Raw genomic sequence first — 21,917 nt, 5'->3', positions numbered from 1 at the left:
AGTGTTAGGAGAAATTATATGATGAAAGCATGGAAAAATATTTTTGTTTTATGTAGTTTTCTTCTTATGTTAAGTGGTTGCTTCCATCAAGAAGAAAAGAAAGTTGAACCGAAGAAGAAAGAATCTATTCCTGAAACAAAAGAATATGGCGGGCGTGAGCTGAAAAAAGTAGGACAAAAAGTGAAAGAAACAGGTTGGGGTACTTTTAAGTTAGAGCAGATTCATACGGTGAATCAAACATTTGAAGTAGCACCAATGAAAATTCACGTACAAGGTGTGAAAGTAATCTCTTTATCACAGATGAGTAAAGATGCAAAAGATACATTAAAAGTATATACGGCATTAACTCCTGAAGAGGTAAAGCGTAGATTAGGAGATAAAGTAAGTCAAGAAGATGCAGAGTTATATGCATCGCTAAGTGGAACAGAGATTAGTGATACGATTCGTTACGTTGAAATTACATATAAGGTAGAAAATACCGGGAATAAAAATATGCAATTTTTCTCTATGAATGATGTTGCCATTAATGATAAGCAACATTTTAAAGTAGCAACTCAAAACTTTTTATATGATGAAGATACGCTCGTTGGTACAAAAAATGTATCAAGGGAAGACTACAAGCCTGGTGAAACAAGAGATGGTATTATCGGCCTAATACTTGATGATGGAAAAGAAAAGGTAAAGGATATTAAATTTACAACAGATAATGTAATCGCAGCAGATGCAGAAACGCAAGATGTTGTAAAAGAGCCACAAACTTTTAATATCTCACTTTCTGAGTAAGTTGTTTTTAAATATATGCAAGAAAAAACAGTCAGCACTTAAAATACTATGCTGACTGTTTTTTCTGTTCTTCTATGTATGAATCTACACTTTGAAAAGGCACCTTAATTTTAAACGCATCTTTTTGTTCATTAAATTGCTTTTCATTATAGGGACCAAAACGTTTATTATGCTTTACGTCAATAATCCAATAATGCTCACTTTTTTTATTTGCAATTGCTCCGTCAGGGTTATTCGGATCTGACTTTTCCTCAGTTTGTTTTGCAATAATGTATTTATCATCCCAGGCTATGTCTGTAACTTTTGCAGGAATGTATTGTGTGGCATAGACAGCATCTTGCGATGGGAAAAGTTCAAATGCATTTCCAGAAGTACGTATGAGTTCGTATTCATCGCTAATCGTATAAGTTATATGATTTGTATTTCCAGCACAACCGGCTAATAGAAATGCGACGAATAGGATTATCCATTTTTTCAATATGGGAACCTCCTTTACAATGCTGTTGTAACACATTGTACAAGAAAAGTAAGAGAAACGCTAGTTTACAATGTTTTTTAGAAGTGGTACGATGAGACGGGTAAAGAAGGATATGAAGGAGTCGACATAAAAATGAAGTTAAAGATGCATCGTCCAGCGCTTGTAATGAACCGTATAGGTGCTTCCCTAATTGACATGTTTTTAATCTCGGTTATGTATGGTGCAGTAGTAGCTATTATGACTGGAAATTATAGTGCTATTTTTGATCGCTTTAATATTAGTTTTGGCGATTATAGATATGATCTCGCAGTAGTTTTTATATTAATGGCGATATATTTTATTTTAGTACCCTTTATTTGGAACGGTGTAACACTTGGTAAAAAGGTAACGAGAATAAAATTAATTTCATTGAAGAGTGAAAAGTTAACATTACAAACATTAACGATACGATTTTTTGTATTGTTATTACCGAACATATTACTACTTGGAATTCCAATATTATGTAACGTATATATGATGTTATTCCGCAAAGATAATTGTGGTTTTCAGGATTTAATTACAAAAACGAAAGTGATAAGTCTTGTATAATGAAAAAGGACCTTTTTATTCTTAAAATAAGAAGGTCTTTTTTTGTTATACAAATACAATTTATGAAATAATATCATTTTTGGTTTAATAGATTGAAAATTAAGTAAATGTTATAATGATTAAAATAATATCTTTATATAATAAGGGGGAAATTGAAATGACTGGAGGGAGTGTAATCTTTTGGGGGATTTTAATTTTCATCGGTTTAGTTTTCGATCAGCGTAATAGTAGGAAAAAAGAAGGAATAAAAAAGTAACCGCTTACAAATAAGTGAGCAACTTTTCTTGCTTGCGGATTAATCTCATAAAGCAGTATACTGAATAACGGTAAGACTTATAGAAGGGGTAATGAAAATGAAGCTTGCAGGAAAAGTTGCCATCGTAACTGGCGGTGGCATCGGTATTGGACGTAATACAGCTCTTTTGTTGGCTAAACAAGGCGCAAAAGTAATTGTGACGGACATTGATCAAGAAAGTGGACAAGCAACAGTGGAGGAAATTACGAATCTAGGCGGAGAAGCACTTTTTGTATCCTATGATATGGACAAACAAGGAGATTGGCAACGCGTAATCAGCATTACTTTGAATGCATTTAGTCGCATTGATATGCTTTTTCAAAATGCAGGTTTATATAAAATAGATTCTATTTTTTCACGCCAACAAGAGAACGATTCCAATGTACTTTGTATTAATGACGTATGGATAGAGATAAAACAATTAACGTCATCTTTTATGAAACAGCAAGAAGAAGTGGTGCTGAGTGACTTACCGATTTTCGGTATTATTGGCACGAAAGGACAATCATTTCATACAGTAGAAACCCTCGTATAATAATGAAAACCGCCCTCAAAATATGTGGACGGTTTTTTTGTATGTGATATAGGAAAAATTATTTTTTAACGAATACGTTGTTCAGTTTGACTATCAAAGAAATGCGCTTTATTTATATCAAATGCTAATTTAATTTGATCACCAGGTGAAAATGTATGTCTTGCATCAACACGTGCTGCAAAATCTTGATCTCCCAGTTTCATATATAAAATAGATTCAGCACCTAACAATTCAGCAACTTCGATTTTTGTTGTAAAGGCAGTAGATTGTGAAGCTTCTAAAAATAATAGTTCATCATGAATGTCTTCAGGACGAATACCTAAAACAATATCTTTATTTACATAGCCTTGTTCACGTAACATCTTCATTTTGCCTTCAGTTACTTTAATTTTTATTGCATTGTCTATAACGAAATCGGTTTCAGTTAATTTACCACGGAAGAAATTCATCGCTGGAGAGCCGATAAATCCACCAACAAAAATGTTTTCAGGTGTTTCATATACTTCTTTTGGAGTTCCAATTTGTTGAATTTTTCCGTCTTTCATAACAACAAGACGAGAAGCCATTGTCATTGCTTCAGTTTGATCATGTGTTACATAGATTGTTGTCGTTCCAAGGCGATGGTGTAACTTAGAAATTTCTGAGCGCATTGCAACACGTAATTTAGCGTCTAAGTTAGATAAAGGCTCATCCATTAAGAACACTTTCGCGTCTCGAACGATTGCTCTCCCTAATGCAACACGTTGACGTTGTCCACCGGATAATGCTTTTGGTTTTCTATTTAAATATTGTTCCAGTCCTAAAATTTTTGCTGCATCTTTCACACGACGATCGATTTCATCTTTTGGTATTTTTCTAAGTTTTAATCCAAATGCCATATTATCATACACACTCATATGTGGATATAGAGCATAGTTTTGGAAGACCATTGCGATATCGCGATCTTTTGGAGGGACATCATTCATTAGCTTACCATCAATTGAAAACGCTCCTTTTGAAATATCTTCAAGTCCAGCAACCATTCTTAATGTTGTAGATTTTCCGCATCCAGAAGGACCGACAAATACGATAAACTCTTTATCTTGAATGTGTAAATTGAAGTCTGTTACAGCTGTTACGTTATTATCATATATTTTATAAATGTTTTCTAATTTCAGTTCTGCCATGGTATTTCCTCCTAGAAATAATTATGCAAACGTTTTCTTTGAGTTCATTATAAACTAATAGATTCAAAAAATAAACAAAAAAATAAAACGTTTTCATACATGAGAGGGATATTAGTAATTTTCGTATGTTTTCTTAGAAAAATAAGAATAAAAGTTGTAAGCGCTATTTTAAATTAAGATAGAATCTGTTATCATTCATTAATGAAAACGTTTGCGCCTTAAAAAAGAAAATCGAATTATTAATGAAATGGGGTAGCATAATGGAAAAACAGTGGTGGAAAGAAAGTGTAGTATATCAAATTTATCCTCGTAGCTTTATGGATAGTAACGGTGATGGCATTGGGGATCTTCGTGGTATTATTTCAAAGCTAGATTACTTAAAAGAATTAGGGATTGATGTAATCTGGTTATCGCCAGTCTATGAATCTCCAAATGACGATAATGGTTATGATATAAGTGATTATTGTAAAATTATGAATGAGTTCGGAACAATGGAAGATTGGGATGAGCTATTACATGAAATGCATGAACGTAATATGAAACTTATGATGGACTTAGTTGTTAATCATACTTCTGATGAACATAATTGGTTTATTGAATCACGTAAATCAAAAGATAATAAATATAGAGATTACTATATGTGGCGTCCTGGAAAAGAAGGAAAAGAGCCGAATAACTGGGGAGCAGCTTTTAGTGGATCGGCATGGCAGTATGATGAAATGACAGATGAATATTATTTACATCTGTTTTCTAAAAAACAGCCAGATTTAAATTGGGATAATGAAAAGGTAAGACAAGATGTTTATGAAATGATGAAGTTTTGGTTAGAGAAAGGAATTGATGGCTTCCGTATGGATGTTATTAATTTTATTTCTAAAGAAGAGGGATTACCAGCTGTTGAAACAGAAGAAGAGGGATATGTTTCAGGTCATAAGCATTTTATGAATGGTCCAAACATTCATAAATATTTACATGAAATGAATGAAGAAGTATTGTCTCATTATGATATTATGACGGTTGGTGAAATGCCTGGTGTAACGACAGAAGAAGCAAAATTGTATACTGGGGAAGAACGAAAAGAACTGCAGATGGTATTCCAATTTGAACATATGGATTTAGACTCAGGAGAAGGCGGAAAATGGGATGTAAAACCATGTTCACTCCTTACTTTAAAAGAAAATTTAACGAAGTGGCAAAAAGCGTTAGAGCATACGGGCTGGAATAGTCTGTATTGGAATAACCATGATCAGCCGCGCGTTGTATCTCGTTTTGGTAATGATGAAACGTATCGCATTGAATCTGCGAAAATGTTAGCAACGGTGCTTCATATGATGAAAGGGACACCGTATATTTATCAAGGGGAAGAAATCGGAATGACGAACGTTCGATTCGAATCGATTGATGAATATCGAGATATTGAAACATTAAATATGTATAAGGAAAAAGTTTTAGAGCACGGTGAAGATATAGAGAAAGTGATGCAGTCTATCTATATAAAAGGGCGAGATAATGCTAGGACACCGATGCAGTGGGATGATGAAGATCATGCTGGATTCACAACAGGTGAGCCTTGGATTACGGTAAATCCTAATTACAAAGAAATCAATGTGAAACAAGCGATTCAAACTAAAGATTCAATTTTTTATTACTATAAAAAATTAATTGAGCTACGTAAAAATAATGAGATTATTGTGTATGGATCATATGATTTAATATTAGAGAATGATCCTTCTATTTTTGCATACGTAAGAACATATGGAGAAGAAAAACTTCTTGTTATTGCAAACTTTACTGCGGAAGAATGTGTGTTTGAATTACCTGAGGACATTAGTTATAGTGAGGCAGAGTTATTCATACACAATTACGACGTAGTGAGTGGGTCGATAGAAAACATGACATTACGTCCGTATGAAGCAATGGTATTCAAATTGAAATAAGAAAAAATCCTTATACCACTTCGGTATAAGGATTTTTTGATTACCATTTTAATATGGAGAATCCATATGGAGGAAGTGTAACTTGTAATACACTTGCTTCAGCTGAAAATTCTTCGTTAGTATAAATATTAATGATTTTCTTTCTAGTAACATGGAGAGGGAGTGAAGCTGTAATGTCACTGTTAGTCGGATTTAAAACGAAAAAGATTGTTTCATCTTCATACGTTTTCGTATAAGAAATATAATTATATTCATCATTCGCTTCAATAAATTGGAAAGTACCATGTCCTCCAAATGCTTTATATTGCTTTCGTAATGAAATTAATGTTTGTATATGTGTAAATAATAGATGATCTTGTTCTTTCGTATCCCAAACCATACATTTGCGACAATCTGGATCCATACCGCCGTCCATACCAATTTCGTCTCCGTAATAAATGCAAGGAGAGCCGATGAAAGAAAGGTGGAATACATAAAGTAACTTTAACTTATTTTTATCTCCGTTACATGTTGTCAATATTCTTGGTGTATCATGGCTGTCTAATAAATGAAATGCTGCTTCATTTACATTCATAGAGTAGGAATGTAGAGATTCTGTAATTTTTTTCATAAATTCATTTGCTTTAATGGAATCGTTAGCAAAGTAAGACAGTAGAGCATTTGTAACGGGATAGCTCATTACAGCATCAAATTGATCTCCTTGTAGCCATGGAAGTGCATCGTGCCAAATTTCTCCTAAAATATATACTTCAGAATTTAATGCCTTTATCTCACTTCGGAATTCTCTCCAAAAGCTATGGTCGACTTCATTTGCTACATCAAGGCGCCAACCGTCTATGTTGAACTCTCTTACCCAATAACGCCCTACTTCAAGTAAATACTCTTTTACATCAGGGTGTGCTGTATTTAATTTAGGCATAAATGGTGTAAATGCGAAAGTATCATAATTTGGAAGTGGCTCAGTTCGAATTGGGAACTCATGAATATGGAACCATTCTTTATATACTGACTGCTCACCATTTTTTAGTACATCTTGAAATTTATCGAAAAAGTATCCGCTATGATTAAATACGGCATCGAGCATTACTTTTATACCATGTGTATGACATGCCTGAACGAGTTCTTTGAACGTTTCTTTAGTGCCAAATTGCGGATCGATTTCCATGTAGTCAATTGTGTCATATTTATGATTGGAATGTGCTTTGAAAATAGGGGTGAAATATATTCCTGAAATTCCAAGCTTCACAAGGTAATCAAGGTTTTGAATAATACCAGCAAAATCTCCCCCGAAGAAATTAGTTGGAGTTGGCTCAGCGCTGCCCCAAGGAAGGGTGTTTTCTGGATTTAGTGCCAGATCTCCATTAGCGAACCGTTCCGGGAAAATTTGATACCAAACAGTATCTTTAATCCAGGAAGGTGCTTTGAATACATCATGTGCATGAATAAATGGGAAACAAAAAAAGTTACCAACGTCATCATTTGGAATGTTGGAAAAAAATCCTCGCTCTGCATAAATAAGTGTTTCTGTCTCCGCTTGTAATTCAAATCCGTAACGTAAGCGCTTAAATTTTGGTTCGATGGAAATGGACCAAAAATCAAACAATGCAGTAGAACCAGTTTTTTTCATCGGTGTACTTGATGTAATCCATTTCCCGTCTTTCCAATCATAAGGATCACCATAAATAAGAGTGGCGCTTTGAACATCATCTCTTTTCGTACGTATTCGGATGTGAATCGTTTTTTCATCGTAAGCGTATGCATAATTATCTTTTGGCCTATGATAAATGGCTTCTTTGAGCATATAGAAAATCCCCCTTTAATATCTCTATGCATATTGTTCCCTTAAGTATAATAATAAAGCATATGTCGCAAACGATTGCTTTTTACATAGCTTTAATATTGCTTATAAGAGTAGTATTCATTTCATATAAAGTCAATGTATAAAGAGTGTAGGAATAATATTTTAAAATTAATATTTGCAAAATGAATAAAAGAATGTATAATGATAGACAAATAGCGCAAACGTTTTCATAAATTGAGATATTGTTTGCGCTTCTATTAAACTATTCAATGCAAACGTTTTCAAATGGTAAGGTACATATACAATTTAGGGAGGTTTTTGGGATGAAGAAAGCATTATCATTATTAACGGTTTCAGCATTATCAATTGGTATGTTATCTGCATGTGGACCGAAAGATTCAGGGAAAAAAGAAGAAAGTAAAGCAAACAAAGATTACGATCTTCTCGTTTGGGAAGATGATAAAAAAGGTGTTGGTTTAGAACCAGCAGTGAAAAGCTTTGAGGAAAAATATAAAGTAAAAGTAAAAGTTGTTGAAATGCAAATGACAGATCAAGTGAAGAAGTTACGTCTTGATGGACCAGCGGGGACTGGACCAGACGTTGTAACATTGCCACATGATCAAATCGGAAACGCAGTAACAGAAGGGTTACTTTCTGAAGTGAAAGCTGATGATGCTGTAAAGAGTAAATTTACTGATTCATCAATAGCAGCACAGACATATAACGGGAAATTATATGGTTTACCGAAAGCAATTGAGACACCAATCTTTATTTACAATAAAAAATTAATGCCAAAAGCACCAGAAACGATGGACGAGCTGTTTAACTTCTCAAAAGAATTTACGAAAGATGGCAAGTACGGATTTTTAACACTAGGAGATAACTTCTATTTTGCTAATGCATTCATGGCAGGTATGGGTGGTTATGTGTTTGGTGAAAAAGATGGAAAGCCAAATGCAAGTGATGTTGGATTAAATAATAGCGGAGCAGTACAAGGTGCTGAATATCTTCAAAAATGGTACAAAGAAAAGTTATTCCCGAAAGGTATTATCGGTGAATCGGGTGGACCTGCTGCGGATGGACTATTTAACGAAGGAAAAGCAGCATCTATCATGAATGGTCCATGGGCATTCCAAGCGATGGAAAAGAACGGAATTGATTATGGCGTTGCTCCAATGCCAAAATTACCAAACGGTCAACCAATGAAAACATTTGTTGGGGTTAAAGGATGGCATGTAACAAGTTTCTCTAAACAAAATGATTTAGCTACAAAGTTTACTGAATGGGTAACAAATGAAGAGAACGCAAAAATTCGATTTGAGAAAACGAAAGAAATTCCTCCAGTAAAAGCAGTAATGGAAGATCCAATTATTAAAGATAATGAAGCTGCAAAAGCAGTTGCAACACAATCTGAAAATGGAATTCCAATGCCGAACATTCCAGAAATGCAAGAAGTATGGAAACCAGCTGGAGATGCGCTTCAATTAGTTGTTACGGAAAAAGAGGCACCAAAAGCAGCACTTGATAATGCAGTGAAGCAAATTAAAGGTAATATTGAGGCAAATCATAGTAAGAAAAAATAAGGTGAAATTCGTGCCTCTAATATGAGGGGGCACGAATTCTCTCCCAGAAAAAAGGGGGAAGGAACATGCAAACATCTATGGAACCAGCAAATGGTTTAAACGGTTCAAAGCATAGGAAAATGGCAACCATGTTATCTATCATTCCAGGCGTGGGCCAAATGTATAATAAGCAATTTGTAAAAGGTCTTATTTTTCTAGTATTAACAGGTTCATTTATTGTAGCCTTTGCTGATTTATTAAATATGGGATTATGGGGAATTGTAACGCTTGGTACAGAAGTTCCACGTGACCATTCTGTCTTTCTATTAGTAGAAGGAATCTTGGCACTCATCGTCATTGTGTTTGGACTCGGAATATATGCATTTAATTTATATGATGCATACCAAAACGGGAAGAAACGTGATATAGGAACACCTTTAAACTCTGTAAAAGAGCAATACCGTAATTTACTAGATCAAGGTTTTCCATATTTAATGGTTTCACCAGGTTTTCTATTACTTATCTTTGTAGTTGTATTTCCAATCATCTTCGTAATTTTAATTGGATTTACGAACTATGATTTATATCATTCTCCTCCAGCTAAATTAGTAGATTGGGTAGGATTTAAAAACTTTATTGATATCTTTACATTACCGATGTGGAGAGAGACATTTTTAAGTGTATTTTCTTGGACTGTCATTTGGACATTCGTTGCAACGACATTACAAGTTGCACTTGGTATTTTCTTAGCAATTATCGTAAACCAGCCTGGTATTAAAGGGAAGGCGATTATTCGAACAATCTTCATTTTACCGTGGGCAGTTCCAGCATTCGTATCTATTCTTGTTTTCTCTGGTATGTTTAATGAAACATTTGGAGCAATTAACAATCAAGTATTAGCTTTATTCGGAATTGAAAAGATTGCTTGGATGACAGATCCATTTTGGGCGAAGATTGCTTTAATTATGATTCAAACGTGGCTTGGGTTCCCGTTCGTCTTTGCAATGACGACAGGTATACTGCAATCGATTCCAGGAGAATTATACGAAGCAGCTACAGTTGATGGGGCTACAGCTTGGCAACAGTTTCGTAAAATTACATTGCCACTTGTTTTATATGCAACAGCACCAATATTAATTACGCAATATACGTTTAACTTTAATAACTTTAGTATCATCTATCTATTTAACGGCGGAGGTCCTGCTGTAGCTGGACAAGACGCGGGTGGAACAGATATTTTAATTTCATGGATTTATAAGTTAACGATGACTTCGGCGCAGTACGGGAAAGCAGCAGCTCTTACAATGATATTATCGTTAATCGTTATTACAGTTGCGTTATGGCAATTTAAGAGAACAAAATCATTCCAAGAAGAGGATATGATGTAAATGAATATTAAAAGACAAAAGATGTTACGTCTCTCATTAAGTTATCTCGTAATTTTCGTAATGTGTGCCATCATTTTCTATCCGTTATTATGGATTATTGGCTCATCGTTTAATCCGGGTGATAGTTTATCTGGATCAAGTATTATTCCACAAAATGCAACGTTAGATCATTATCGTAAGTTATTAGATTTAGAGAATAGTAATTATTTACTATGGTATAAAAACACATTAAAAGTAAGTGTTTTAACGATGATTTTCTCGGTGTTAGCAATTAGTTTTACTGCTTATGCATTTTCGAGATATCGTTTTGTTGGAAGAAAAAATGGTTTATTAACATTTTTAATTCTGCAAATGATTCCAAACTTTGCAGCGTTAATCGCTTTATACGTATTAGCGCAGTTAACAGGATTAATTGATACGCACCTTGCATTAATTTTAATTTATGTCGGCGGAGCAATTCCAATGAATACATGGCTTATGAAAGGGTACTTTGATACGATTCCGAAAGAATTGGATGAGTCAGCTCGTATGGATGGAGCAGGACATTTCCGTATTTTTTGGCAAATCATTATGCCACTTGCAAAGCCAATTGTAGCAGTTGTAGCGTTATTCACTTTCATCGGTCCATTTACAGATTTCATTTTAGCGAGTATTATTTTGCGCACACCAGAAAATTATACGTTAGCAGTTGGGTTATATGAAATGGTAGCAAAGAAATTTGGTAATGAATTTACAACGTTTGCAGCGGGGTCAGTATTGATTGCAATCCCAATTTCAATCTTATTCCTATCACTACAAAAATATTTTATCTCTGGTTTAACTGCTGGAGGTACGAAAGGATGAAAAATGGGACATTACGTCCCATTTTTCTTTTCATCTCCCTATAAAAAACTTTATAGGGAGATGAAAAGAGATTTGACATCACATATGAAAAGAAGTGAAATAAATAGTATATTATAGTATAGGAAAAAAGAGCTATATCCCTTACAATACATGGAGAGGGAGAATATGATAGGTTTTGCAAGATAGAATCAATGAAAGTTTATGACTTCTCCTATTACTTGCAACGGGTGCAAGATTAAAAATATATAAAAAATGACAGAGAAGTGAGAGGAGGGGGATTTTTATGACAGTTACAATTAAAGATGTGGCGAAGAAGGCGAATGTAGCACCATCTACCGTTTCTCGTGTAATTGCTGATAATCCAAGTATAAGTGAAAAAACAAAGCGTCGTGTTCGGAAAGTAATGAGTGAACTCGGGTATCATCCCAATTTAAACGCAAGAAACCTAGCTAACCAAACAACAAAAACACTTGGCCTTGTTATGCCAAGTTCTGCAAGTAAAGCTTTTCAAAATCCGTTTTTCCCAGAAGTTATAAGAGGAATTAGTTCATTTGCACATGTGGAAGGGTATGCACTTTATATGTCGACAGGTGAAACGGAAGATGAGATTTTTAATGGTGTTGTAAAGATGGTGCAGGGACGCCAAATTGGTGGCATTATTCTTTTATATTCAAGAGAGAATGACCGGATTATTCAATATTTGCATAAACAAAATTTCCCGTTTGTTTTAATTGGAAAACCATATGATCGAAAAGATGAAATTACATATGTAGATAATGACAATTATACAGCGGCAAGAGAAGTAGCTGAATATTTGATTTCATTAGGTCATAAACAAATCGCGTTCATCGGCGGTGGATCCGATCTGCTTGTAACGAGAGATCGTTTGTCTGGTATGAGTGATGCTTTAAAATTAGCAGACATTGTATTACCAAAAGAGTATATTTTACATTTTGATTTTTCAAGAGAAAGTGGTCAGCAAGCCGTGGAGGAATTAATGGGGCTGAAGCAACCGCCAACTGCAATTATGGCAACGGATGACTTAATTGGACTTGGTGTGTTAAGTGCACTTTCTAAAAAAGGATTTGTTGTACCGAAGGATGTTTCTATTGTAAGCTTTAATAATGCTTTATTATCAGAAATTGCGAGTCCGCCACTTTCAACAGTTGATGTGAATATATATCAGCTAGGATATGAAGCTGCAAAAGCTTTAGTTGATAAAGTAGAGAATGCAGAGTCTACAGCAAAGTGTATCATTATTCCGCATAAATTACTGAAGCGTCAAACTTGCGACCATCATGCATAACAAAAAGCTAAGAGTTTAACTCTTAGCTTTTTGTTGTAGAAAGGCTTCTAAACGGTCACAGCCTTCTTTTAAAGTTTCGATACTATATGCATAGGATAAGCGAAGGTAGCCTTCACCATATTCAGAGAATGCTGTTCCAGGAACGACGGCAAGTCCAGCTTCTTTCACAAGATCAAGTGCAAAATCAAATGATGACGATGTTAAATGGCCAACATATGGGAATAAGTAAAATGCACCTGTTGGCTTCTCAACTGTTAATCCCATTTGAATGAGTCTATTATATACGTAATCACGGCGTTTTTTGTATTGATGACGCATCATTTTTGGTGCATCTTTAGCAGCTGTTAATGCTTCAATTGCAGCGTACTGAGCGATTGAAGTAGCGCACGTTACGTTGTACTGATGGACTTTTAATATATGTCCTGCTAAATAGCTTGGTGCGAATAATAAACCGATACGCCAGCCAGTCATAGAATGAGATTTTGATAAACCGTTAATGACGATCGTCTTTTCACGCATTTCTGGGAAATGGGCAATAGATGTATGCTTTTGTTCATATACAAGTTCGCTATAAATTTCATCAGAAAGGACGAAAATGTTTTTATCTTTTAAAACATCTACAATATCTTGTAGTTCTTCTTTTGATAAAGTTACACCAGTTGGATTAGAAGGATACGGCAGTACGACGCATCTTGTTTTTTCTGTAATAGCATTCTCTAGTGCTTCAGCTGTTAAGCGGAAGCCAGTTTCACGAACATCGATAAAAATAGGTGTTGCGCCGCATAATCGAATAATCGGCTCGTATCCTGGATAGATAGGGGCAGGTAAAATGACTTCTGTTCCTGGCTCTAAAATCGTCCGGAATGCGACATCAATCGCTTCACTGGCACCGATTGTAACGATGGTTTCGTTTTCAGGTGAATAATGTAAATCGTAGTTATCTTTTACAAAGTCACAAGCTGCCTTGCGTAATTCTAATAAACCAGCGTTATGTGTATAGCTCGTATAATTTTCTGTAATGGCCCTTTTTGCCGCTTCTTTTACGAGAGAAGGTGTAGGAAAATCAGGTTGTCCAATTGTTAAAGAGATAAGATTATCATAGTTTTGAATCATGTTAGAGAATTGACGGATTCCAGAAATTTGGATGTCCTTCACTCTAGGATTAATGAATTGTTCCATTGTATCTCCCTTTCTTCCGTTTGAAAATTAAGTTCATTTTAACATATTTTCTATAATTTCGCTTGCGTATATGTTAGGGAGAAAGGGAGGGATAATAGAAAAAAAGCCGCTGCAAGCGACTTTTAATATCCGTACTCCCAATCTATTTCATCTTCATTCCAAAGTACAGAGGATACTTTGCCGAGGTGAACAACTGATTCGTTCACAGCACATGTGCAATTTTCATCTCCTGTTTTATGCTGCAACTCTTCATATACTGATTTTTCAACATTCTCTAGAACGACCAAATTTTCTTCTTTTAAAACAAGCGTAGTACCCGCCATATTTATCTTCCTCCTACTAAAATAATGATCACTATTTGTAAACATAGATAGTATGGATTATATGCTGTATTTTGCTATAGTTGTCCGTCTCATGAAGTATTTTTTATTTTCTTTGTAATCCGTATTCATTGTATACTGCCAGGTAGAAATTTGGTACAGGGTTTACATTCATTTCGAAAATCTGTAACAATTATTATGCGTTGTTAACAAAGAATTAACAAATATGTTAAGAAAAATCAAAATCTTACAACAAATGCGTCTGTAAAATGATATAATCATATCAAAATACATATAGGGGATGAGAGGCTATGGAGCTTATCCGTGATTTAATGATCCAAATTGCCATCATAATTTTGCCACTATTTTTATATGAAGCGATTCGTTTAAATCGTTATCAAGAAATGCCTCCGAAGCCGAACCGCTACTTTATTATGTTTTTATCTAGCATTACACTCGTTCTCTCCATGACATACTCTATTTGTTTTGGTGATGTTTGTGGGTATAACTTTCATCCAATCCCGATTGTTAGTGGTTTTCTATATGGTGGGATTGTTGGTTTAATCCCGGCCGTTATTTTTGTTGCATATGAATGGACGCTAAAAGGAATAAACCTTCTTCCAGTCATAGAAGTAATATTTCTATTGATAGTTCCATTATTTTTATCAAAGAAATGGTCGTTATTTTCAAGGGATAAGAAGCTAATTTTGGCATTTATGATTTCATCATTGTACGTACTTGTTTCTTTAGTGATCGGCATGATTAACGTTCTGTTAGAAACGGGGTTCACACCGTATGTTTCCCACGTATATAGCGGATATATATTTGCTTCGCTTATTATGGTCATGACAATGGTATTTCAGGTGTACTTAACAGAATATTTAAATGAAAATGCAATACTGCGTACAGAGATGCAAAAGTCAGAAAAGCTTAATATTGTAAGTGAGTTAGCAGCAAGTGTTGCACATGAGGTTCGAAACCCGCTCACCGTTGTTCGTGGTTTTATTCAATTGCTAGAAAGTACAGAAGATGTGAAGAATAAGGATTATATGCGTCTCGTATTAGCTGAATTGGACCGGGCAGAACAAATTATTTCAGATTATTTGAATTTAGCAAGGCCACAAATTGAGAAGAAAGAACATATTTGCTTATCAGCTCAATTAATAGAAATGACAACTCTTATGTCATCATTTGCAGCGATGCAAGGTGTATATTTGCAAGTTGAGATTTCAGAAAGTCTTTATACGATCGGTGATAAGACAAAATTGAAGCAAGCGATTATGAATGTTGTTAAAAATGGTATTGAAGCAATTCAAGGAAATAAAGGGTATTTAAAAGTAACGGCTATGCAAAAAGATGAAACGATTGTAATAAGAGTTAAAGATAGTGGTGTTGGAATGACGAAAGAACAGTTAGCAAGGTTAGGACAACCGTATTATTCTTTAAAAGAAAAAGGGACAGGATTAGGGCTTATGGTTACATTTAGTATTTTACAAGCGCATAATGGTACACTGGAATATAAAAGTGAAAGTGGGAAAGGGACTGAAGCGATTATTATATTACCAGCTGTAAGAAATAAGGAATAAAAGTTACCGTTGGAAGGTAACTTTTTATTTTATATTAGAAAAAATCTATTATATTATTCAGTTGTTTTTTCTTGTTTTGTTCGGCTAAATAAACTTCTAAATGATTGGAAAAAGCTTTGTTCTTTTGATGCGGCTACTAATCTTTTTGTTTCTTGAATTTCGCGAATTACTTGCATAAGTTGTGCATCACGATTGCTGTCTTTATTATAAATTTGATTTACGAGTTTATTCATCTTTTCTTCTTGCTTAGATTCTCGTTTATACATATGATTCATTAATAAGTCCATCTTTTCTTTTTGCAGGGCATCTGTTTGAGCGGCATGATCTACTAACTCTTGTAGCATTTTTTCTTGAGAGCCTTCTTTTACATAAACTTGTTGCATCAATTCATCTAGCTTTTCATCTTTTAAACGATTTTGGGTAATAAGGGTAGAATTTTGATGAATAATTGCTTCATTTAATTGCGCGAGCATTTCAAGCTTTAACATGAACTCCTCGAAGTTACGCCCATCTTCTTTTTCTTTCGGTTGTATTTCTTGCTTATCTTGTATAACTGGTACAGGTGGGGCCTCTTTCTCTTTTAAAATAATTGGTATCGTTTCTGAAATATCTTCTTGCAATGTAGCAGCTCTTTCATGTATAGATTTCAATAGTTTTAAATCATCCAGTTTATAAATACGAGCATCAGCTGTTTTGGAAATCATATAACCGTGTTCCTCTAACAGTTGACTATATTTGCGAACTATATGTTTTGGGATGCCTGTTTTATTCGTGACATCTTTCGTTTTATAGGTAGCTTCCATAATCTTTCCTCCCCAAAAAGTATCGTATATACCATTTCAATCTTTTATGAGGACTTCCTTTGAAAAAGAATGTCGGAAGGTTATTAGTTTTCTACAGCATTAGTGAAAAGATGAAGAAAAATGAGAGTTTTTGGCGGAATGGCGAAGAAGAGCTAAAATAATGTCTGAAAACATATACAGGAGAAGTTTGTTATAATAACGGAGGAAAAGAAACTGGTAGAATCATGGAGGTATACATGAAGCAATTAAAAGGTATTATCATTTCAATTATTGCAATTCTTTCTATTGTAGTAGCGGTGTATGAAGTACTTGTTCCAGAGGAAACAAGTATCAAAAAAACAAATGCGTATGATCAAGTTCTAGAATTTCCGAAAGAGCGATATCCAGAGACAGGAAAACATATTACGGATGCGATAAAAGAAGGGCATTCAGAAGTTTGTACAATCGACCGTGGTGGCGCTGCGGATAGAAGAAAATTATCGTTAGCCCCATACCCATCAAAAAAAGGATATGATCGTGATGAATGGCCAATGGCGATGTGTAAAGAAGGCGGAAAAGGAGCACATATTGAATATATAAGTCCAGCAGATAACCGCGGAGCAGGCTCTTGGGTAGGAAATAAGTTAGATAAATACCCAGATGGTACGCGTGTGAAGTTTGACGTAAAGTAGTAGTTGCATATTTCATAATGAAGGAGAAGGGAACTATGGAGTTAACAATTTCGTATTCGCAATTAATGTTGATGAACTATGACGGGGATCAGCCTTACGTTGACTGGACGAATGAAGATTTTGAAAGAGGTTATGCGAAGGCGGATGGAACTGTTATTTTTGAAGCACTTTCTGATTATACTTGTGAAGTAAAAGTGACCTGCGGGAAACATATTGAGAAAGAAGAAGTGATTAGAACCGTTACAGTTCCGTTTACAGTTGAAAATGAATGTATCGTTGTAACAAGTATTCTTTCAAAAAAATTTCAAATCCCTATTCCAAATGGTGAGTATACGGTTGTATTACAAGCAACGCCTCTTGATGAACCAACGGATGATGAATTATATAAAATACAATATGAATTCTTTTTTGAAAGTAAAGAATAAAAAATGGGTTATCCTCAACAAGGATAACCCATTTTTGTTATGCGTTTGTTTTTAGAAGGGAACGAGCATCTTTCGCTGCTTGCACCATGTGCTCTAAAGCCGGAATAACTTCTTCTGTTCTTCTCGTTTTTAACCCACAATCAGGATTAATCCAGAAATATTTAGGATCGCATACTTGTAGAGATTGTTCTACGATCTTATACATTTCATCTTTACTCGGTACACGTGGACTATGAATATCATATACACCTAGACCGATGCCTTTTTCATATGTTGTATGTTTTAATGTATCAATAAATTCACCGTGACTTCTTGATGTTTCGATAGAAATCACATCTGCATCTAATGCGCGAATCGCATCCACAATATCTTCGAAGTTACTGTAACACATATGAGTATGAATTTGTGTTTCATTTGCTACAGAAGAAGTTGCTAAAAGGAAGGATTGTACTGCCCATGTAATATAAGCGTCCCAATCTTTTTCTTTTAACGGCATTCCTTCACGAAGTGCTGGCTCATCGACTTGGATCACTCGAATCCCCGAAGATTCAAGTAGTTCAATTTCGTGACGAAGAGCTAATGCAATTTGATACGAAACTTCTTTTCTTGGAATATCATTTCGAACGAAGGACCAATTTAAAATTGTAACAGGTCCAGTTAACATTCCTTTTACAACTTTCTCTGTTAAGCTTTGTGCATAAACAGTTTCCTTAATAGTCATTCCATTAATAAAGGCTACATCACCATAAATAACAGGTGGTTTTACGCAGCGGGAACCGTATGATTGTACCCAACCGTTTTTAGTGAATGAGAAACCAGCAAGGCGTTCACCAAAATATTCGACCATGTCAGTTCTTTCAAATTCACCATGTACAAGGACATCAAGACCAATTTCTTCTTGGTAACGAATCCATTTTTCTGTCTCTTTTTCAATAAATTGTTCATATTGTTCATTTGAAATAACACCGTTACGCCATTCTTTTCGCGTTTGACGAACTTCAGTTGTTTGCGGGAAGCTACCGATTGTTGTTGTTGGTAACAACGGTAACTTTAGGGCAACCTGTTGTAATTCGTATCGTTTTTCAAATGGAAGAGGACGTGAGAAATCTTCTTCTTTTAGTGCTGTTCGTGCTGCTTTAACATCTTCTCGGTTACGTGCGGCAGATGACCGAATTGTATGATGTACATTTCGGTATGTTTCTAGCTCCTTACTAATGCTTTCTGTACCTTGAGTCAGAGCGGAACGAATAAGAACTAACTCTTCTAATTTTTGATTTGCAAATGCTAACGCGTCAAATAGCTCAGTCGATAAGTGAGTTTCTTCTGTTTTATCGATTGGTGTATGCAATAAGCTACAAGAAGGCTGAACGATGAAATCTTTCGTTTGGACTTGTTTTTGTAACGTTGTAAATAACGTAAGAACTTCATCAAGGTCAGCTCTCCAAATGTTACGGCCATCTATACAACCGACAGCTAAAGTTTTATCAGCTGGGAATCCATATTTTGAAATAGCATGTAGGTTACCTTCTTTACCATGAACGAAATCTAATCCAATACCAGATACAGGGAATGTAATGATTTCTTCATAGTTTTCTTCTACACTATCAAAATATGTTTGTAAAAGAAGAGTCGCATTTGGAACTTCTTTACGAATAGCTTCATAAATTTCTTTTGCTTGTTGAATTTCTTCTTTCGTTAAAGAAGCGAAAATCGGTTCATCAACTTGAATGACTTGTGCACCAGCTGCATGTAGTTCTGAAAGCAGTTGTACGTATGGTGCAACTAATTGTTTTAAAATAGTCGCGAATTGTTCTTGTGTATAACCTTTAGCTAATTTCAAGAAAGTATATGGTCCTAAAATAACAGGCTTTCCATCTACTCCTAATTCTTGTTTTGCCTCTTCATATAAGCGAAGTGGACGATTATCTTTTAAAGAGATTTGTAATCCCTCTTCATATTCAGGAACGATATAGTGATAGTTTGTGTTAAACCATTTTGTCATTTCGGAAGCTACGTGATCTTTAGAGCCACGGGCCATTGCGAAATATACATCAAGGTAAGATGTAAACTCAGAAAAACGTGATGGGATAAATCCTAGCATATAAGCAGTATCCAAAACGTGATCATAATATGTAAAGTCGCCAATTGGAATGAGTTCAATCCCTTTTTCTTGCTGTACTTTAACGTGTTGAAGGCGAATTTCTTTCATCGTATTTAAAAATTGTTCTTCATCGATTTTATTGGACCAAAAAGCTTCCAATGTTTTTTTCCACTCTCTTTGTAGTCCGATACGTGGATAACCTAAATTACTTGTTTGAATTGCCATTTCAAATTCCTCCCTAATTGAAAGTAAGCATTTCCGTTTACTAGGAAATACCTATAACAAAAAGCACAAAGGCATAGAAAATAAGCCTTCCTTTTTGTTTTAACACCTCATCATCATCCGTGAATCTATCAGTGTTGTTAAAACAGGCAGGTCTCCTGACTTATGCTTCATATAATTTCTTTTACCTTCCCGTTTTCACAGTGGCATAGAAAAGAAATCTCAGCATTTACAGTGGCGGGACCGTGTTGGAGTTTCACCAATCTTCCCTTTTAAACACGAAAAGAAATTTTCGTGTACCTATTTTCCTTTTGAAAGGAAGTTAACAAGCGATATGATATTGAAACAAATTCTAACACAATTTTTGGAATTTTGTCTACTGTTTTAAAACAAGAAAATTCTAAAGTTTTTTATTTTGAATATTAATACTATTCGGATTAATTTAGAGGTGAATCGCGATTAAACATACAAAGAAGAATGTACTTGTACAGAGATAAGATGCTAGTTATGTTATTTGAAAATCCGTCCATATTTTAGAATAAGGAAGGGAATTGGATGGTTCATTTTGAAATAGTAAGTTATCACAAGAAAGAACAAGGTTTCTGTATAAAGATACATAAACTAAGTTTATAGAAATGGGGAATTTCAATTGGAACAAAGTACACAAAATATATATTCACCGCCAAAACATATAGTTTCAGCAGCGACAATTGTAATGAATGAACAAAATGAAATCTTATTAATTAAAGGACCTAGAAGAGGATGGGAAATGCCAGGTGGACAAGTTGAAGAAGGAGAGTCTTTGAAAGATGCTGCAATAAGGGAGACTAAAGAGGAAACGGGTATTGATATTGAGGTTTTAAAATTTTGTGGAGTATTTCAAAATGTGAACCATTCAATATGTAATACGTTGTTTTTAGCTAGACCAGTTGGAGGTAAATTAACGACTACGCCAGAAAGTTTGGAAGTAGGATTCTATCCTATAGAGCAGGCGCTGGAAATGGTGAGTTTTATGAATTTCAGACAAAGAATTGAATATAGTTTGGATGAAAAACAACAACCTTTTTATATAGAGTTTTAAGGAGGAATCTTCCATTATGGGACGCCAGTGACGAATAAATCCTTGTTATATTTTTGATTGCAGTGAAGTATCTTATAGCGAAAATAAAACAAACATCCCCGTCCTAAATTAAGACGGGGATGTTTGTTTTAGGTTTAAAATGAAATAACTTTATCGTTTTTTTACAGTTTCTTCTTTATAAGTGTACTCTTCATCTATATCAATTTCTGAAAGTCGCCCTGCAACTGCATCTGTAAGAAGGGTGTTTAACCATTGCAATTCAACTATAATATGTTCAATAACGCTTTGTAAAATATATAGTTGTGCACGTGGAATTTGTCCTTTGTTACACTCATAAATAGTTTGCATTTTATGTAAATATTGAATGGTATCATTTTTCTTTTTTTCTAAAATGGGAACTAACTCTTGTTCATCACCAAACTGAGCAAAAGAGAGTGCTGAATAAATGGGTTTATATATTTGATTTTTTGCCTCGAATTGTTTTAATAGTAACGTGTGAAATAACCGTTTACCTTCTTCTGTTATATGAAAGATTGTTTTATCTGGTCTATTCGTATCTCGAACAATTGTGGTAATACGAATTGCACCTTGCTTTTCTAATTGCTCGAAGGCGTAGTAAAGGGATCCTTTTGCATATTTAATATAACAATCCATTTGTCTTTCTTTCATGATGTGTTGCACTTCATATGGATGTTTATCCCCTTCGAGTAGCAAACCGAGAATGACTAATTTCATGCTCATTCTGTCTCAACTGCTACTAAAAATATAGACAAATGTATATTCTTAGAGTATTCCTGCTTCTACGTGCCCTGCTTCGCTAATCACTTGCTACTACAGTTTGCTGTGA

Annotated in this window: 21 protein-coding genes and 1 riboswitch; of the genes, 13 read left to right on the top strand and 8 right to left on the bottom strand. The window is 34.7% G+C overall.

The features are described 5' to 3' along the window. Positions 1-18: 18 nt before the first annotated feature. Positions 19-783: a hypothetical protein gene (locus AC3WVA_RS01610; protein WP_048530797.1), complete on the top strand. Its 765-nt coding sequence runs from the start codon at positions 19-21 to the stop codon at positions 781-783. Between the two features lie 46 nt (positions 784-829). Here the strand turns inward: AC3WVA_RS01610 and AC3WVA_RS01605 are convergent, their stop codons facing one another. Continuing rightward, positions 830-1,261 carry a DUF3997 domain-containing protein gene (locus tag AC3WVA_RS01605; RefSeq protein WP_048530795.1) on the bottom strand — a complete coding sequence of 144 codons (432 nt, stop codon included), beginning with the start codon at positions 1,259-1,261 and terminating at the stop codon, positions 830-832. Positions 1,262-1,393: 132 nt separating this feature from the next. Here AC3WVA_RS01605 and AC3WVA_RS01600 point away from each other — a divergent pair, with 132 nt between their 5' ends. The 3 genes from AC3WVA_RS01600 (at position 1,394) to AC3WVA_RS01590 (ending at position 2,679) form a co-directional block, all read left to right on the top strand. Continuing rightward, positions 1,394-1,849, top strand: coding sequence for an RDD family protein (locus tag AC3WVA_RS01600; protein ID WP_048530793.1), 456 nt, complete (start codon positions 1,394-1,396; stop codon positions 1,847-1,849). Between the two features lie 157 nt (positions 1,850-2,006). Beyond that, a complete protein-coding gene (locus AC3WVA_RS01595; RefSeq protein WP_016077287.1) occupies positions 2,007-2,105 on the top strand; it encodes a hypothetical protein in 99 nt (32 codons plus the stop codon). 64 nt (positions 2,106-2,169) lie between these two features. After that, complete coding sequence (locus tag AC3WVA_RS01590) at positions 2,170-2,679, top strand: SDR family NAD(P)-dependent oxidoreductase (protein ID WP_098344949.1); 510 nt, start codon at positions 2,170-2,172, stop codon at positions 2,677-2,679. A gap of 65 nt (positions 2,680-2,744) precedes the next feature. Here the strand turns inward: AC3WVA_RS01590 and AC3WVA_RS01585 are convergent, their stop codons facing one another. After that, positions 2,745-3,845, bottom strand: a complete 1,101-nt coding sequence (locus tag AC3WVA_RS01585; protein WP_098344950.1) for an ABC transporter ATP-binding protein — start codon at positions 3,843-3,845, stop codon at positions 2,745-2,747. 260 nt (positions 3,846-4,105) lie between these two features. Here AC3WVA_RS01585 and malL point away from each other — a divergent pair, with 260 nt between their 5' ends. Then, on the top strand, positions 4,106-5,782 hold the full coding sequence (gene malL, locus AC3WVA_RS01580; protein ID WP_071757365.1) for an oligo-1,6-glucosidase: 1,677 nt from the start codon (positions 4,106-4,108) through the stop codon (positions 5,780-5,782). A 40-nt stretch (positions 5,783-5,822) separates the two neighbouring features. Here malL and AC3WVA_RS01575 read toward each other — a convergent pair whose 3' ends face one another. Next, positions 5,823-7,583, bottom strand: coding sequence for an alpha-glycosidase (locus tag AC3WVA_RS01575; protein WP_492321761.1), 1,761 nt, complete (start codon positions 7,581-7,583; stop codon positions 5,823-5,825). A gap of 323 nt (positions 7,584-7,906) precedes the next feature. Between AC3WVA_RS01575 and AC3WVA_RS01570 the strand changes: the two genes are divergently transcribed. The 4 genes from AC3WVA_RS01570 to malR all read left to right on the top strand — a co-directional run bounded on the left by AC3WVA_RS01570 (position 7,907) and on the right by malR (position 12,682). Beyond that, a complete protein-coding gene (locus AC3WVA_RS01570; protein ID WP_048530782.1) occupies positions 7,907-9,166 on the top strand; it encodes an extracellular solute-binding protein in 1,260 nt (419 codons plus the stop codon). 65 nt (positions 9,167-9,231) lie between these two features. Continuing rightward, the gene (gene malC / locus AC3WVA_RS01565; protein ID WP_001194989.1) at positions 9,232-10,533 is read left to right on the top strand and encodes a maltosaccharide ABC transporter permease MalC; all 1,302 of its coding nucleotides are present in this window, start codon (positions 9,232-9,234) and stop codon (positions 10,531-10,533) included. Continuing rightward, positions 10,534-11,376, top strand: coding sequence for a maltosaccharide ABC transporter permease MalD (gene malD, locus AC3WVA_RS01560; protein WP_001022608.1), 843 nt, complete (start codon positions 10,534-10,536; stop codon positions 11,374-11,376). It abuts the gene before it with no gap. Positions 11,377-11,659: 283 nt separating this feature from the next. Then, entirely contained in the window at positions 11,660-12,682 is a 1,023-nt protein-coding gene (gene malR / locus AC3WVA_RS01555) for a maltose operon transcriptional repressor MalR (RefSeq protein WP_098344952.1), read from the top strand. Positions 12,683-12,697: 15 nt separating this feature from the next. Here the strand turns inward: malR and AC3WVA_RS01550 are convergent, their stop codons facing one another. Beyond that, positions 12,698-13,861, bottom strand: coding sequence for an aminotransferase A (locus tag AC3WVA_RS01550; protein WP_048530776.1), 1,164 nt, complete (start codon positions 13,859-13,861; stop codon positions 12,698-12,700). A 122-nt stretch (positions 13,862-13,983) separates the two neighbouring features. Continuing rightward, a complete protein-coding gene (locus tag AC3WVA_RS01545) occupies positions 13,984-14,184 on the bottom strand; it encodes a hypothetical protein (RefSeq protein WP_000929281.1) in 201 nt (66 codons plus the stop codon). A gap of 308 nt (positions 14,185-14,492) precedes the next feature. Between AC3WVA_RS01545 and kinB the strand changes: the two genes are divergently transcribed. Then, on the top strand, positions 14,493-15,767 hold the full coding sequence (kinB, locus tag AC3WVA_RS01540; RefSeq protein WP_048530774.1) for a sporulation sensor histidine kinase KinB: 1,275 nt from the start codon (positions 14,493-14,495) through the stop codon (positions 15,765-15,767). A 53-nt stretch (positions 15,768-15,820) separates the two neighbouring features. On the opposite strand, the gene AC3WVA_RS01535 is transcribed toward kinB, so the two are convergent. Further along, complete coding sequence (locus AC3WVA_RS01535) at positions 15,821-16,570, bottom strand: DUF3967 domain-containing protein (RefSeq protein ID WP_000388464.1); 750 nt, start codon at positions 16,568-16,570, stop codon at positions 15,821-15,823. Between the two features lie 236 nt (positions 16,571-16,806). On the opposite strand from AC3WVA_RS01535, the gene nucA reads away from it, so the two are divergent. After that, positions 16,807-17,241, top strand: a complete 435-nt coding sequence (nucA, locus tag AC3WVA_RS01530) for a DNA-entry nuclease (protein ID WP_000811502.1) — start codon at positions 16,807-16,809, stop codon at positions 17,239-17,241. Between the two features lie 35 nt (positions 17,242-17,276). Further along, positions 17,277-17,666, top strand: a complete 390-nt coding sequence (gene comJ / locus AC3WVA_RS01525; protein ID WP_098344954.1) for a competence protein ComJ — start codon at positions 17,277-17,279, stop codon at positions 17,664-17,666. Between the two features lie 37 nt (positions 17,667-17,703). Here the strand turns inward: comJ and metE are convergent, their stop codons facing one another. Further along, positions 17,704-19,992, bottom strand: a complete 2,289-nt coding sequence (metE, locus tag AC3WVA_RS01520) for a 5-methyltetrahydropteroyltriglutamate--homocysteine S-methyltransferase (RefSeq protein ID WP_098344955.1) — start codon at positions 19,990-19,992, stop codon at positions 17,704-17,706. Positions 19,993-20,120: 128 nt separating this feature from the next. Further along, positions 20,121-20,308, bottom strand: a riboswitch (cobalamin riboswitch). A 330-nt stretch (positions 20,309-20,638) separates the two neighbouring features. Here metE and AC3WVA_RS01515 point away from each other — a divergent pair. Continuing rightward, positions 20,639-21,070 (top strand): NUDIX hydrolase, encoded by a 432-nt coding sequence (locus AC3WVA_RS01515; RefSeq protein WP_098344956.1) that lies wholly within the window; start codon positions 20,639-20,641, stop codon positions 21,068-21,070. Positions 21,071-21,220: 150 nt separating this feature from the next. On the opposite strand, the gene AC3WVA_RS01510 is transcribed toward AC3WVA_RS01515, so the two are convergent. Beyond that, positions 21,221-21,811, bottom strand: a complete 591-nt coding sequence (locus tag AC3WVA_RS01510) for a PadR family transcriptional regulator (protein ID WP_098344957.1) — start codon at positions 21,809-21,811, stop codon at positions 21,221-21,223. Positions 21,812-21,917: the final 106 nt, after the last annotated feature.

It is taken from the genome of Bacillus sp. EB106-04-02-XG92 (genome assembly GCF_058791995.1).
Note: the sequence above shows the minus strand (reverse complement) of the source record. Positions and strands in the feature narration are given on the sequence as shown.